Source organism: Shewanella pneumatophori, from assembly GCF_023283895.1.
GTDB lineage: Bacteria > Pseudomonadota > Gammaproteobacteria > Enterobacterales > Shewanellaceae > Shewanella > Shewanella pneumatophori.
In genome coordinates this window covers 364,962-378,990 of sequence record NZ_JAKILB010000001.1, presented here as the reverse complement: position 1 = coordinate 378,990, position 14,029 = coordinate 364,962, and the positions used below count along the sequence as shown (strand labels likewise).

Annotated in this window: 12 protein-coding genes; 5 read left to right on the top strand and 7 right to left on the bottom strand. The window is 40.3% G+C overall.

What is annotated here, in order from left to right; genetic code table 11:
• Positions 1-392: 392 nt before the first annotated feature.
• Together L2740_RS01645 and L2740_RS01640 are read right to left on the bottom strand one after the other, a co-directional pair.
• Positions 393-1,433 (bottom strand): porin, encoded by a 1,041-nt coding sequence (locus L2740_RS01645; protein WP_248948231.1) that lies wholly within the window; start codon positions 1,431-1,433, stop codon positions 393-395.
• Between the two features lie 79 nt (positions 1,434-1,512).
• Positions 1,513-2,856 (bottom strand): FMN-binding protein, encoded by a 1,344-nt coding sequence (locus tag L2740_RS01640; protein WP_248948230.1) that lies wholly within the window; start codon positions 2,854-2,856, stop codon positions 1,513-1,515.
• Between the two features lie 194 nt (positions 2,857-3,050).
• Between L2740_RS01640 and L2740_RS01635 the strand changes: the two genes are divergently transcribed.
• The 3 genes from L2740_RS01635 to L2740_RS01625 all read left to right on the top strand — a co-directional run bounded on the left by L2740_RS01635 (position 3,051) and on the right by L2740_RS01625 (position 6,887).
• Positions 3,051-4,238 carry an FAD:protein FMN transferase gene (locus L2740_RS01635; RefSeq protein WP_248948229.1) on the top strand — a complete coding sequence of 396 codons (1,188 nt, stop codon included), beginning with the start codon at positions 3,051-3,053 and terminating at the stop codon, positions 4,236-4,238.
• Positions 4,239-4,513: 275 nt separating this feature from the next.
• Positions 4,514-6,286 (top strand): sensor histidine kinase, encoded by a 1,773-nt coding sequence (locus L2740_RS01630; RefSeq protein WP_248948228.1) that lies wholly within the window; start codon positions 4,514-4,516, stop codon positions 6,284-6,286.
• Between the two features lies 1 nt (position 6,287).
• On the top strand, positions 6,288-6,887 hold the full coding sequence (locus tag L2740_RS01625; protein ID WP_248948226.1) for a response regulator transcription factor: 600 nt from the start codon (positions 6,288-6,290) through the stop codon (positions 6,885-6,887).
• 139 nt (positions 6,888-7,026) lie between these two features.
• Here the strand turns inward: L2740_RS01625 and L2740_RS01620 are convergent, their stop codons facing one another.
• From L2740_RS01620 to L2740_RS01605, 4 genes are all read right to left on the bottom strand, one after another.
• A complete protein-coding gene (locus L2740_RS01620; RefSeq protein WP_248948224.1) occupies positions 7,027-7,389 on the bottom strand; it encodes a hypothetical protein in 363 nt (120 codons plus the stop codon).
• Between the two features lie 161 nt (positions 7,390-7,550).
• On the bottom strand, positions 7,551-8,306 hold the full coding sequence (locus tag L2740_RS01615; protein WP_248948222.1) for a tRNA-uridine aminocarboxypropyltransferase: 756 nt from the start codon (positions 8,304-8,306) through the stop codon (positions 7,551-7,553).
• A 122-nt stretch (positions 8,307-8,428) separates the two neighbouring features.
• The gene (gene pssA / locus L2740_RS01610) at positions 8,429-9,742 is read right to left on the bottom strand and encodes a CDP-diacylglycerol--serine O-phosphatidyltransferase (protein WP_248948221.1); all 1,314 of its coding nucleotides are present in this window, start codon (positions 9,740-9,742) and stop codon (positions 8,429-8,431) included.
• A gap of 11 nt (positions 9,743-9,753) precedes the next feature.
• Positions 9,754-10,086, bottom strand: a complete 333-nt coding sequence (locus L2740_RS01605; RefSeq protein WP_248948219.1) for a DUF1904 family protein — start codon at positions 10,084-10,086, stop codon at positions 9,754-9,756.
• A 255-nt stretch (positions 10,087-10,341) separates the two neighbouring features.
• Here L2740_RS01605 and L2740_RS01600 point away from each other — a divergent pair, with 255 nt between their 5' ends.
• Positions 10,342-10,521 (top strand): hypothetical protein, encoded by a 180-nt coding sequence (locus tag L2740_RS01600; RefSeq protein ID WP_248948218.1) that lies wholly within the window; start codon positions 10,342-10,344, stop codon positions 10,519-10,521.
• A 62-nt stretch (positions 10,522-10,583) separates the two neighbouring features.
• Entirely contained in the window at positions 10,584-11,993 is a 1,410-nt protein-coding gene (gene dacB, locus L2740_RS01595) for a D-alanyl-D-alanine carboxypeptidase/D-alanyl-D-alanine endopeptidase (protein ID WP_248948216.1), read from the top strand.
• 132 nt (positions 11,994-12,125) lie between these two features.
• Here dacB and L2740_RS01590 read toward each other — a convergent pair whose 3' ends face one another.
• The gene (locus L2740_RS01590; protein WP_248948215.1) at positions 12,126-13,886 is read right to left on the bottom strand and encodes an acyl-CoA dehydrogenase C-terminal domain-containing protein; all 1,761 of its coding nucleotides are present in this window, start codon (positions 13,884-13,886) and stop codon (positions 12,126-12,128) included.
• Positions 13,887-14,029: the final 143 nt, after the last annotated feature.

Below are 14,029 nucleotides of genomic sequence, written 5' to 3'. Positions count from 1 at the left end.
TAAGGAGGCCTATCATACCTGAAATTTAGTGTTTCAACGAGTCACAGCGCTAGTGTACTAATCAGACAATTATGAAAAGTTAACTTAAAAGTTCACGAAAAGCGGTTATGCCTGTTCTAGTTAGTGTATTTAAACTGAGATTTTTACGCTAAGTTTATGCTGATTTTCATAAACTAATTCTAGTCACCCAGACTGCATAAAAACTTATAAATCAAAATATAATCCCGAGATATTTTTAACAAAACTGCATATTTAGTAAAACTTATGAATAAAAGTGTAGATAGGATAGAGGCGGTATAACAAGAAGTTAGAATGGATAACGTACTTCCGTGTACGCTCCATGGGGGCAAATTTTGAGACTAGAAATGAAAAGTCTCAAGAAATTTTAACGCTTAAAAATCGATTCTAAAACCAATGCTGGCGATAGTGTCATCAAAGTCTGAGTATTGCTTAATCTCAAACTGACCAATTTCGGTATGCACACGAGTTGATTTTGATAACCGATATTCCGCACCAACAGCCCAAGTAGACACTTCTGGAACTTCAGTTGCCGCAGCACCTAACTTGTCATAAATACGGTTGGCAATCACACCGGTACCCGAGTCATCTTGTCCGTATTGCGCTTTTAAGGTCAACTTATCTATTTGATATTTAGCACTGACAATAAAGCCGTCGCCATCACGCTGCTGCCAATTATCTTTATTTGGGTTTACGATTTCAGAAGTTTGGTACATAGTACCAAGCATCAGGTTGTTATATTTGTATTGTGCTACAAGACGAGTACCTTTGATGTCTTCAACACCATCGGTATAAGCAGCAGCTAAATATAAATCGCCGGTTTTGAATAACTTATCGCCATAGGTTAATGCAACTTGATAGTTACCATTATCACGACGAACATCATCTTCACCATAGTAGTTATCTTCTAGAATGTAGCTTGCACCGAATTGCAGCTTATTCCATTTTACAGTTTTGTATTCTAGCGAGTCGCCCCAACGCTTATCACCAGCAAACAAACGGTCATGCTTTAGTGAATACATATCCATTGCATCCGATGTGCCTTTGGCCATCTTAAATACAGGATCGATTCGACCTGCTGCAAGTTGACCTGCAGTTGAATGCTTTATTCCCAAAAATGTTGGTCGTGCTGAAAAAGGATTATTGTTCTTACCTTCGCTAGCACCGTTAACACCCACTTCGATTTGGTAAAAAACGGTAAAATCTTGATTAAGTGCAGCGTTACCTTTGACACCCAGGCGGGTCCAGTTATTTTCTAGAATCGTGCCGCTCTTACCACTATGGGTTGCACTGCCGCTATCTGAATTGGTAACTGAATAATCAATACGACCATAAAACTTATACGCGTCAGCCATAACACTTGGTGAGGCCATAATTGCAGCAGCTAGCAAAGTTAGTTTAACTGTTTTCATCATCTATTCTCTTAATATATAAACTTAAAAGTCAGACGACTCCCTAATACTTCGACATTTGGGAGTCGTGTATTAGGGCTATTTATTGTTTTTTATGTTCTAGGATCATGCCGTCCTGGCGCATTTCCTTATACAAAACATCAGCTAAATTTAGGTAGTTATCCCAAGAGTTTGAGCGCTTTGTAAAACCAGTTGCGGCATAACTGCCTGTGTCGCCAGTTGCTGGCAAATCATCAATCATGAAAAGTGAACCACCTTGTTGAAGGTGCGCATTTAGCCCATCGATCATCACGTTAAAACCGATACGAGCTGGCTCTACATAATTAATAGATTCGTACTTTGATTGACGGTAGAATTTCTTTTGTGATGCATCTTTAATTTGCGCCTTTTCATCAGCGAAGATTTCATCATAATGGGCTTTGGTAATTTGCTTAGTGTCGGTATCTACAACAATACGTAGCATCGCAGTTACACCGGTCCACTTGCCTTTAGCATCCATTAATTTTTCAGCTTGTTGATAAAATCTTTGGTTGCTACCTTGTCCATTAATTTTTTCATGGATCTTTGCTGTTAATGGAACCATAGATTGTTGAATACTGTTTGATGCACCAGCAACAACATCAATACCTAAATACTTAAGGCGATTTGGCTCTTTAAGCTTGTTGCCTAACTTAGCGTCGTATTCTGGATTTAGGTCAAAAGTTAACTTGTCCTGCTCAACCATTAACTTTTCCATGGTTAACGCTGACTGAACCCAAGCAGTTCCCTTTTTCTTACCCATTGAAAAATTATATTCAGACATACGCTTAGGCACGTTTTGGTATAAGCGCGTGTAATAATTTGGACGACCGCTTTCGTTAAACTCAGCAAAAATCACGTTTTTAGCATTGTTAAGTTCAGTAACTATTGCGACACTGCCCATGTGACCTTGGCGGAAGCGCGCTTCTTCGTAGTAGTAGTCACCTTTGATTAAGCCTAGATCTGGTTGAATAGACCACTTAAGTTTAAAGTTATCGTCAGCATTTTCTTCTTTAGCACCAACCGCAACGTATTCTGGTTGACTACCATTTGCTCTTGGTAAAGAGTTAATAGCTTCTAAAATACCGTTCGAAGAATAGGTTGCGCCAGATACCGCATCAATTCCCTCGTGGCCATTTTTTGCAACGATTTGAGACAATAAACGCTCTGCGTTTAAATACAGTGATTCAGTTTCGTTATGAGATTTGGTTTTTATATCTACGATATGACCATTTTCAACTTCAACTGTTAAGGTGATCAGGCCTTTCTTGCCCTTAGCTGACACATCGTGAGTACCATCAGCATACTTGCCCTGCTCCATTGTTGTTGAACAACCAGCTAGGGTCATGGTGGCAAAAAGTACAGCGCCACTAATTATGGATTTATTGAATTTTTTTAAGCTTTTCATTTTGTCAGCCTTAATGGGTTATTTCATTAAGGCCAGAATATAAGGATTAAAATTCTCTACAATTGCGGAAATCCGCAACTGGTATATCTGAGTTGCAGTTTTTTGACTTGGTTAACATTTATTAATCACGCACATTATAATTTTAGATATTTATGTTATTCCTTTAGCACACAATGTCCTTGTTAACTTTTATTATGAAGCTCACCCCAATATTTTTTTTATTATCTAGTTTGTCTTGTGGGTTTATCTCCAGCGCACAGGCTTTAGAACATAAAGATTTACCAATAGCGCCAGACTTTGAAGTAATCAAAGTTGATACTAATGGTAATCCGTACCAATGTAACGGTAATGCACTTATTAGCTATAAGAATGGTGTATCTAACTTAACAACGCTTAAATATTTCGGAACATCAATTTCTATTGATATCTATGACAATGAAGTTGATAACCTTAATAAGGTATTGTGTAACAGCTTAAATGTTATTCAGAAATACCATTACTTAGCTTCTAACTACAGCACTTACCCTCATGTTACAAATATTAAATCGATTAATAATGCGCCTGAAAAATTGCATCACATCGAACCTGAGTTAACTGAACTGCTTGAGGCAAGTATAGATTGGCATGATAAATCAGAAGGTTTTTTTAATATCGCTCTATCACCTATTATTGATATTTGGCGTGGCTATCGGGCTCAATGTAAAGGACAACGTAAGCTAGATGACGAGTGCGACATTCCAATTGAAGCTGAGTTAAACTCCGTCAAGCACCTAATAGATATAGATAATATAAATTTAGATACCGTTAATAACACCATACAAATGCAAGCAGGGATGAGTATTGATTTAGGTGGAGTGGCTAAAGGCTGGATGGCTGAAATGGTATATCGTCAGCTAAAAGCCGATGGAGTTAACAACTTTATGATTAACGCTGGCGGCAATATTCGCCATTATGGAATACACCCTGAAGGCCGTAACTTTACCACCGCTATCGAAGATCCTATCTGTAAAAAGTTTAATAATTCTCTAAGAAAATGTTTAAATTTTAATGGCCAATATCATGAGGTTTTGACAGGCCAAGATATAAGTTTAGTTTCTAGTGGTAATTACTTGCGCTATTATCGAGTACAAGGAAAAGAATATCACCATATAATCAACCCTAAAACACTTTTCCCGAAAGAAACTGGTGTTGCAACAACTGTCGTAATGAATAGTAACCATATTTATGCAGATATTATCTCAACTATGCTTTTTCTAATGCCACTAGAACACGCGGTAAAATACGTTAATGAGCATGATGAAGTAGAAGCCGTTTGGTATTTAAATAGCGATGGAGAAAAAGTGACTAGTAATAACTTTAAAAACTACAAGATTAAACACTAACCATTTATAATTTTGACATTTATTTTAAACCTCGGTTGATAAGTATAAATCATCCGAGGCATATAAAATAAAAACACAACTAAATATTTAACAGCAAGTAAATCAACAATTATTAGAACTGCTGTAAGATTATAATTAACAGTAAATATTTATCCTGTAGCGGTTTTCCGCAATGCTTTCATTTATGTGACTAGCTTCACTTAGCACGCTGTTTATTTCTACAAACATCTATAATGGAGTCATAATACACGGGTATTTCCTCTATAAAGCCAAAAATGATAAAAACGTTTCCTAAATCTATCGCTATCGCATGCTTTTCGTTATTTGCTTTCAGTAGCTACGCCTTAGCTCAGAGCGCTCCTATTCGAGTGGGAGTATTGGCTTTTACCCATACGGACAGCGTAACTGAGCGCTGGCTTCCTACCGTGGCTAGAATAGAGAAAGATCTTAATAGACCATTTGAGTTAGTAGCGTTAACGCCAAGCGAACTAGATTCTAGTGTTGCAGAAGGAAAACTCGATTTTTTAATCACCAATGCTTTGACTGGTGTAAGTTATAAAAAGGATTTTGGTACTACGAGTCTGCTGACCCTAGTCCCGCAGGGAAATAACGAGCCAACACGCTCGGTTGGCTCAGCGCTTATCACCCGCGTTGATGAACGAGTAAAAAGCTTTAGGGATCTAAAGTCGTTAACGGCTGTTTCTACTGACAAGCAAGCTTTTGGTGGCTTCCAAATCATGGCTGGTGAAATGGCGCACAATCAGCTCAACCCATTTAAAGATTTTAAAAGTCTTGAATTTGTAGGTTTTCCACAACAAAAGTTATTACAACTGGTGATTAGTGGCAAAGCAGATGTAGCTATTTTACCTACGTGTGTATTAGAGCAAGCACTAAGCAATGGATATATTCCAGCTAATAGCCTTAAGGTGGTACTCACTAAACCGACGACAAGTTTTCATTGCCAAACTTCAAGTGAGTTATACCCCTATTATTCATTTTCTAAGTTAGGCAAAACCGACCATCGCCTTGCCACAGAAGTTATTAAGTCACTTTTAAACATAAAGTCTAGCGATCAAGCTGCAGTAATTGGCCGTTATGACGCCTGGTCCGCTACCGTCAATGATAGCCATGTATTTACGCTATTAAAGCAATTACAACAGTGGCCTTTTGTGACCAATTGGACCTCAATATTCAGGAGCGCCATGCCTTGGGCAATTGTTATCTCGATATTGCTGTTTTTTGGCTACGTACACCACCTACGCGTGAAGAGAATGGTGGTTATTCGCACTCGCGATCTACAGCAAGAAATCACTCAACACACACAAACCCAAAAAGCACTGCTTGAGCAAACCAAGCAGTTTTACAAAGCTCAACGTGTTTTGTTAACCGGCGAGATGGCATCAGGCATTGCTCATGAGCTAAATCAGCCTTTAGCCGGGATCCGCTACCTCACGCAAGGATGCATTTACCGTTTATCTGACGAACAGACAGAGCTTAAAGAAGCGATGACCAAGGCGATACAGCAAGTCGATAGAGCCCAGTCAACGATAAAGCGCTTTAGGCATTTTTGTCAGCAGCCTAGTGTCATGACCGAGTGCAACTTGAACTTAGTATTAGAGGAAACCCTAAGTTTGATGGCACCAGAGTTTCTTAGAATGCATTTGACCCCCAAACTTGTCAGTGAGCCGGTGGATTTAATTGCCGACCCTAGCCTGTTGCAGCAAGTATTTGTCAATATCATCCGTAATGCATTAGATGCTATGGCTGACGCAGAGCAACCTTATCTTGCAATAAGTCTGGTAAAGCATCTTCACAAGGTCACTATCGCTTTTGAAGACCGAGGTACTGGTTTAAGTGAAACAGCACTAGAAAGGCTATTCTTCCCATTTGAAACCTCAAAAGAGCATGGCTTAGGTCTAGGGATGATAATTTGTAAACGGATTATTGAAGAGCATGATGGTGAGATCCATGCAGTAAATAACTTCGATGAAAACCAGCAGGTTACAGGATTAACCATCTCTATTTCTTTACCGATTAAGGAGTCTTAAATTGACCCATCTGTATCTTGTTGATGACGATCAAGCAGTGTTAGATTCTCTAACTTGGATGTTAAACGGCCTGGGCTATCAGCCTCAAGGTTTTTTATCTGCGGATAATTTTTTAAAGCAGGTTGATATTCATAACGAAGGTATTGCAATACTTGATGTGCAAATGCCGGGTATGGATGGCAGTGCCCTGCTAAATCATCTAACTAAATTACAAAGCCCTATCGCAGTGATCATGTTAAGCGGCCACGGTAATATCGCCATGGCAGTACAAGCGATTCAAAAAGGTGCGTTAGATTTTTTAGAAAAGCCGGTTGATGGTGACAAACTAGCAAGCTTACTCGAACAAGCAGACTTAAAAACTAAACTTAATGTTCAGCGTAAAACTGAACGAGATCAACTAGATTGTAAACTAGCAACCTTAACTGCTCGAGAATTAGAGGTGATGGAAAAAGTACTTGAAGGCAAGCTTAATAAAGTGATTGCTGCAGAACTGAATATTGCCCAGAGAACATTAGAGCTACACCGTCAAAAAGTGATGCAAAAGATGCAGGTCAGCAATGTCGCTGAACTTGCATTTTTAATGGGTAAAAATGTCGAGTAGTCAACTTATACTTACCTAAAAAATATAGCCGGTTTGCGTAAACCAAAGAGTTTCAGATCTAGATTTTAAGGCTAAATTTTAGGATAAATTCAAAAGCAGTAAATCAAACTGGCTTATTCAAACGAGCGTGTAGGTTACCTTAAGCAATACGGCTTCCTGGGCTACGAACTAAATTGGCCCAAGAAGCACAAAATTCCCAACCTTTATCCTTGCATACTAACCCCGCTTTATAACGGCCCTTAGCGTAAGTATTGTCATTTAGGGTAAACAACTGCACCTCAAGGTTTAATTGGGCTATAAGCTTATCTTGGCGTTCTAAGGTCGATGCTTGCTGCAAGCTATAGGTCCCGGCGATAAATACAAACGACATAGTCAATATAGGCAAAATTAAGCGATAAAAACTCGGCTTTATATGATTAGGTTCAGCCGACCGCATGTTGCGGATCACAACTATTTTGCCTTGTATACATTCATTGAGCAGTTGCGCAGTCATTGACGGCATTAAACATCCTTTTATTCGCCTAATTAACAACCATAATAGCGCAAATTAGAGCGAACTCAACTTGTTACACTAATTGATAATATTATCCTTGCTACTATCACTTAGCATCACATAAAGCGGCTGACAAAGAACGCTTGTGACTCTTGTTTTATTTAAGGGAACTAGTCGTTTTTAAGTGCTTTTAGCATCGCTGCATCATACACAGTGGTTAACTGCTCTATCGCGCCTGCTTCTCGTACGTTCCGGCTACGGCCTTTCAATGAAGATTCAACAAACAAGGCAAACCATGCTTCAAGCGCCGCACCGTTGTGTGGCTCTCCTGCAGCGCTTAATGCTAGTGCTGCAACTTCTGCAGTACCAAGCTGAAATTCACGCGCACCTTTTCTTAAGGCATAAGAGGCAGTGGTTTCAGGCGAAAATGAAAACAAGGGTAAATGGTGTAGATACTCGCTTTTTCTGAACATCTTAATGGCTTCGCGCCAACTGCCATCTAAGATAATAAACAGCGGCTTTTTGCCATCAAGGCAGTCACCTTTTGAAACCTTATTAAATACTGCTTGGTTATCAACAGCATATTCAGCGGGAAAAATCACAAAAGGCTGGTACTGTGGATCGTTAATAATCGACAACATTTTCCTATTTGGCTCGTTTCTTGACCAAATAAAAGCATGGGTGTCAGGCACTAGATCAGCAATAAGTCTGCCGCTATTGCTTGGCTTAAGCACTTCATCGTCATACATCACCAATAAAAACGCTAATTCACTGTTAACTTGCTTACGCTTACTACAGGTACAAAGGTGTTCTGCTAATAAGCAAGATTGGCAACGAATAACGTTTTTACCTCTTGCCGTAAAAGGCCTAGAGGAAATCGCTTTTCGGTATTCATACAAGTTATGTACTGCATGTTTTGGCAACATCTTGGGTAACCTAATTTTCAATGCTTATAACCTATAGCAAATTAAAGCTATCAGGTTATCGTTAGTGTTTGTTAAAGCAAAAAGCCTGCGCTAAGGCAGGCTTTTAATTGTAAACCATATATCTACAAAATCCGTCGAAGCAAAAAGTCTGCTTTTAAACGTTTAATCCGTTTCATCAATTTACGAACTGGCGCCGGATAATTGTGTAGTGTTTCTATTTGGCTGTAATGGAACAGACGCTCTGTATGCTCAAGAATATGTTCTTGTTCATCTTCAAATTGCTTCTTCCAACACTCGCTTTCATCTTGCAATAATAAACCGTTTTCTAAATCAAGCGCCCATGCTCTCGGATTTAAGTTACTGCCAGTAATTAAGTGTTTTTTACCGTCAGCGCTAATCCCTTTAAGGTGGAAACTGTTGCGGCCATCTTTCCATAAATGAATATTTAATTGGCCGTTTTCAATCGCCCATTGTTGGCGCTTGGCAAACTTACGTAATGATTGCTCATACATATATGGCAAAGCACCAATGGTAGAAAACTCTTCTTCTGGCGGAATATAGAAATCATTGGAGGTTTTGTCGCCCACAACAATATCAATTTTCTTGCCGTTACGAAGATGCTTAGCCAATGCTCGAACTAGAATATATGGCGGATTAAAATAGGGGGTGCAAATAAACAGCGCGTCTTCAGACTCTTCAACTAAAGAAACGATTACCTTGTTTAACTTGTTCTTTTTACGGCCAAGACCAACGAGCGGTGTCACACGATTGCCAATCTTGGTTTGGCTGTATGTGTATTCAGCTTTAGACAGTCTGTGCTTAAGGCTACTAACTTCCGCTTTGGACGGTAAGTGTTCGGATTCTTTAGGCTGAGTTAACGAACTTACCGCTACATCATGAGCCAAATACTTTTGGATCATCTCGCGCATGCTACGTGCAAGCTCGGCAGACTCAAGTACATGGTAACGATCGAAACGGTATCTATCCGCTTGGTGTAAATAGATATTATTGATGCTAGCGCCGCTATAAATCACTGCGTCATCAATGACAAAGCCTTTAAGGTGTAGCACACCCATAAACTCACGAGACTTTACAGGAACACCTAAAATGTCAATTGGGTGCTCGGCTGCTTCATTGACCTTGCGATACATGAAGTAGTTACCGCTATCGCCTTTATGACCAATTAGGCCACGGCGAGCACGGTGGAAATCAACAAGCACTTTAATATCAAGCTCTGGATTGCGTTGTTTAGCATCCATTAACGCCGCTAATATCTCTCTGCCCGCTTCATCATCTTCTAAATAAAGTGCTGCGATATAAATCGAGTGCGTCGCATTTGTGATTCGAGATAACAATTCAGTTTTTAACGCTTTTGGCGTTAACAGCCATGAAAGCGAGTCTGGTTGTAGCGGTATGCCACCTAGCTTATTCAGCAAGGCTTCTCTCCTTAATAGTGCTGACCATCTTTATAATATGTGCTCGGTGCTAACTGCCTAAACATAACAATAACTTGTTTAGCATTCGGATAAGCTTTTAATACAGCTTCACGAATAACCTTTTCGGCACGATGGTGTGTTTCAGGATCTTTGGGAAACCATAATACTTCGACTTGTGCAATATCGTTGATTTTGACACCGTGACGATATTGGCTAGTGTTGATCCAGTCGAGTATAAAAGAGTCTGGTTTTGCCTGACAAACGTCGGCTAATGCCTCGAGTAAACTCTCACTGAGTTTCGCGACTACTAACTCCGGTAATCCGCTGACTCTTATATGTGGCATTAAAGATCCTCCTAGATAAGGGCATAGAAATTACCGATTTAAGCGCCTTTGGGCAAGGTTTTTCTATCAATATCGCTCTCTAGCGCTAGTTTTAGCTGGGTTCTTGCGCTGTTAGCCAGTTATTTGTCCATATAGTAAGGCAAATCACACCAGTAAATTTTGTGATCTAGCGCTAATTGTTTACCCTAACTTGCAAAGATCGCTGCGCTGTTGTTTGCTAATATAAGGGTTTATTTTTACCAGTGTGAGACATTAATGAATTTCAAAATACTCCTGACGCTTGCCGCCGTGTTATTGAGTGCTTGGGCTATTTTTCACTTTAAAACTCAACTTGGCATTTTTGTTGTGCCACTCTTTTTTGGTTTAGTATTTTTTGTCACTTTACGCTTATACAGACTAATGGAAAAAGACGACCCTAGCGATAATCGCGACTAAGATTTGTGCAACGATTATTACGCCCTACTCTAGTTAATATTAATATAAACAAGGACGAACTTTTGGGAATATGCTCATTCACTCCCCGTATTTTTTCCACCCTACTCGCAGTTTGTCTTGCTCCATCAATATCGGCTAATGAATATTTAACCAATATGATGGCGGCAATAGCACCTGAAACTTCCCAAACCGCCGTTATCGTTGGCACTGAACCAGACGGCGCTTTTCGAGTAAATGATCAGCAACTGTTTACACCCGCTAGTACAATGAAGCTTTTAACCGCGGTAGCAGCGACACAAGCTTTAGGCGAAAACTACACATTCAAAACCCAAATAGACTCCTATGTGAGTATTGCCAACAATCGAATTGAGGGCGATCTGTTTATTCGTTTTGATGGTGACCCAACACTGTCATCTCGTGATTTGAACCGACTCTTAAAACAACTTAAAAGCCAAGGTTTAGAGCATATCGATGGCAATGTTTATCTCGTGGGTAATCAACAAGAAGCGCTCAAAGCGCCTGGTTGGGTCTGGGATGATTTAGGGATTTGCTACGCAGCACCAGTTTCACGTTATGTCATCAATCATAATTGTATCAACGCCAAACTAGAGCCAAGACTTGCAGATGATTTAGGTAAACTGACTTACGACAAGAGCCAACCGGTTACCATTACTAGCACTGCAGTTTTTGACAAAACCGCTACTAGAGAGTTTTGCGAGTTAGAGCTTGATAGGAGTGACGATAATCAATTTAGCCTATCGGGCTGCTTCCCAAGTAAAAAGCCGCTTAAACTAGCTATTGCTATTTCAGACCCAGCACTTTATGCGCAGAACATCATTAGCGGACTGCTTGAGCTAAATGAAATTTCGATTAAAGGCGAAGTATTGCTGACAAACAAAAGACCTGCCAATACCCTACTTATTGCTGAGCACCAATCAAAACCGCTCAATACGCTAGTAGGTGCTATGTTATTGCATTCCGATAATTTGATAGCAGATAGCCTGTTAAAGCGGATGGGACAAGTGAAGTTTGGCGTTGCCGGGTCATTTACTAACGGCAGTAAAGCGATGATATCGATATTAACTAAGCTGGGTATAAATCTAGAGTCTGCCAATATTGTTGATGGTTCCGGTTTGTCACGCTATAACCTTTTAAGCGCAAATCAGCTTTATCAGGTATTACAGCTTATTAAGTCTGATAAGCGATTTAATCACCTTGTCGAGCTACTGCCTATTGCTGGTGAAACTGGTACGCTGCAATACCGTAAAGGATATCGTTCAGCGCCACTTAAAGGCCATATTTTTGCAAAAACAGGCTCTATGCTTGGTGCAGTTAATCTAGCAGGCTTTATTAAGGGCAAGGATTTTGACTACCGTCCGTTTGTGATCTTAGAAAATGGCCATAGCCCCGCAGTGAAACAAAAGGAGATCGCGCCATTTAGCGTACTGCTTTTACAAGCAATAATTGAATAAAATAGCATCGTCAGGCGCTTCAATATTAACGTTATTGCCTGAGCATAAAAAAACGCCACTTAATGTGGCGTTTTTAATTTATGCAATTCAAAATTTATCAATGACTTAAAGTCTCATGGCATTTCTAGTTACTTAGAAAAGGTTCTCATCCATTTGCATAATTGATAAGTCACCTTTGTTTACCTGCGATAAATGATACTCTGCTTTAGCGAGTAACTTATCCATATAAAAACGGTTAAGCTGAGCTTTTTGCAGCGCAAACATAGGATCTTCATGGTCTTGAGCCGCATCAGCCATTGCCAACCAGAAACAACCATAAAGTGTGTAACCAAAGGCATCAAGATAATCAACCGCACATGCGTTTATCAAGGCTGGTTGCTTCAGCTTGTTTTCATTGACTCCGCTTGCAACTTCTAACAGTTGCTCTAATAAAGCTAAAACCTTAGCTTTATCTGCATCATCAACCTTGCTATAGCTATTAATATTGGTGACTTGCTCAGCAACTAATTCGCGCAGTGCAGTCAGATTGTCTCCGGTAACCTTACGGCCTAAGAAGTCAATGGCTTGAATACCGTTAGTGCCTTCATAGATTTGCGCAATACGAGTATCACGCACTAACTGTTCAATCCCTGTTTCTCGAATATAACCGTGACCACCAAAAACCTGCTGCGCCATGATAGCAGCGTCTAAGCCGCGATCACTTAAAAATGCTTTTGACACAGGAGTCAGTAAACCAACGTAGCGAGCCGCTTTCGCTTTCACATCGGCATCTTCGGCGTATTTGGCTAAATCTAACTGCTGACCCGTGAATACAGATAACGCACGACCTGCTTCAGTTAAGGTGCGAATAGTTAACAGCATTCTTCTCACATCGCCGTGAACCAAGATAGGATCGGTTGTAGCACATGTTGGTGAACCGCCTGCAGCTACGCCCTGAATACGCTCTTTAGCGTAATCAGCAGCCATTTGATAAGCAGCTTGTGAAGTGCCTAAGCCCTGAATACCAATAGCCAAGCGCTCATAATTCATCATAGTGAACATACACACTAAACCACGATTTGGTTTGCCTATCAGATACCCTTCAGCTTCATCGAAATTCATTACGCATGTCGCTGAGCCTTTGAGACCCATTTTGTGCTCAATAGAGCCCACGCTAACGCCGTTTGCTTCGCCTAAGCTATTGTCTTGATTAACCTTAATTTTAGGGACTAAGAATAGTGAAATCCCTGATGTATTTGGTAGTTTAGCAAGCACTAGGTGAATAACGTTTTCAGTAAGGTCGTGATCGCCACCAGTAATAAAGATTTTACTGCCAGTAATGTTATAGCTGCCATTGTCGTTAGGCACAGCTTTAGTGCGAATGTTACGTAGGTCTGACCCTGCTTGTGGCTCAGTCATATCCATCGCACCAGACCACTCACCGCTATAAAGCATTGGTAAGTACTGCTGCTTTATCTCTTCAGTACCGTGAGCATGAATGGCAAGTGCAGCGCCAGCGGTTAACGAACCATATAGTGTAAAAGCGTTACATGCGCTATATGCCATCTCATCAACGAGTACACCTAGCATTTTAGGCATACCCATACCGCCAAGCTCCGGATCGCCACATAAGCCAACCCAGCCGCCTTCTGCATACTGGTTGTATACCTCTTTATAACCATCAGGTGTGATCACAGTATCAGCTTCGAGACGAACACCTTGCTCATCGCCATTGCGGTTTATAGGATGGATCAACTCGCGGCATATTTTATCTGCTTCATCTAAAATAGCCGCTGCAGTATCTATATCTACCGATTCCGCCATCGCAGGCATCTCAGACCATGTTTTAGGGGCGTCAAATACTTTTTCAAGTAGAAAGCGCATCTCAGCTAACGGGGCGTTATACGGGTTCATACAGTACTCTTAAACAATAGATTAAAACAGTTGTTTCAATCTATCAGAAGTTACCTTAAAAGACACCCCCTACCGAGTAAAACTTTTAACTCTATTTACTGAATTCGACTCTCCGAACACGCCTTTGCGCTATCTATTAGATA

Bases quoted from the DNA above. Each gene is read 5' to 3' on its own strand.
- L2740_RS01615 (WP_248948222.1), bottom strand. From the start codon at position 8,306: ATGTTGCCAAAACATGCAGTACATAACTTGTATGAATACCGAAAAGCG.
- L2740_RS01590 (WP_248948215.1), bottom strand. From the start codon at position 13,886: ATGAACCCGTATAACGCCCCGTTAGCTGAGATGCGCTTTCTACTTGAA.
- L2740_RS01605 (WP_248948219.1), bottom strand. From the start codon at position 10,086: ATGCCACATATAAGAGTCAGCGGATTACCGGAGTTAGTAGTCGCGAAA.
- L2740_RS01620 (WP_248948224.1), bottom strand. From the start codon at position 7,389: ATGCCGTCAATGACTGCGCAACTGCTCAATGAATGTATACAAGGCAAA.
- L2740_RS01630 (WP_248948228.1), top strand. From the start codon at position 4,514: ATGATAAAAACGTTTCCTAAATCTATCGCTATCGCATGCTTTTCGTTA.
- L2740_RS01645 (WP_248948231.1), bottom strand. From the start codon at position 1,433: ATGATGAAAACAGTTAAACTAACTTTGCTAGCTGCTGCAATTATGGCC.
- L2740_RS01600 (WP_248948218.1), top strand. From the start codon at position 10,342: ATGAATTTCAAAATACTCCTGACGCTTGCCGCCGTGTTATTGAGTGCT.
- L2740_RS01640 (WP_248948230.1), bottom strand. From the start codon at position 2,856: ATGAAAAGCTTAAAAAAATTCAATAAATCCATAATTAGTGGCGCTGTA.
- L2740_RS01635 (WP_248948229.1), top strand. From the start codon at position 3,051: ATGAAGCTCACCCCAATATTTTTTTTATTATCTAGTTTGTCTTGTGGG.